1 pseudogene is annotated in these 424 nt (G+C 52.6%); it reads right to left on the reverse strand.

Annotation, left to right across the window (positions count from 1 at the left end):
* Positions 1–373 (reverse strand): annotated as a pseudogene (locus tag EN780_RS37940) (hypothetical protein); the annotation flags it as partial.
* Between the last annotated feature and the right edge of the window lie 51 nt (positions 374–424).

Consider the following 424-nt stretch of genomic DNA (forward strand, 5'->3'; position numbering starts at 1 on the left):
ATCTTGGATAGTTGTGTTCGAACTTGATGCGCGCGTCATGGTCTCCGCTAAGGCCGCTTTCTTCCCAATGTTTACTCCAGCACTTGCCCACGCTGATATCTGGGATCGTCTTGTCGTTAACCGGTAGACCGGCCCGTATGAGGTCAACCACCATGCCGGTGGTTTCCTTGAAAACGATGAAATAGCCATCCGGCGAGCTGTCTTGAAGGATCGACACGCGGTCATTGAAATAGACCCACTTGTCGGTCGGCGAGTACCCAAGGGCATCGTAGATGAATTGATTGAGACCATACCGCGCAAGCTTGCGGAAGTTCAGAAGAGCGGTATCGTTCGTCCTTTGGGCTTCGAACGCAAAGAACTCAATGAAGGCCATGCACACGACTTCAGGGTAGGCGTAATGGGTGGTCCCGTTGTGCTGTATCTC

This window comes from Mesorhizobium sp. M4B.F.Ca.ET.089.01.1.1, assembly GCF_004022605.1.
Lineage (GTDB): Bacteria > Pseudomonadota > Alphaproteobacteria > Rhizobiales > Rhizobiaceae > Mesorhizobium > Mesorhizobium abyssinicae.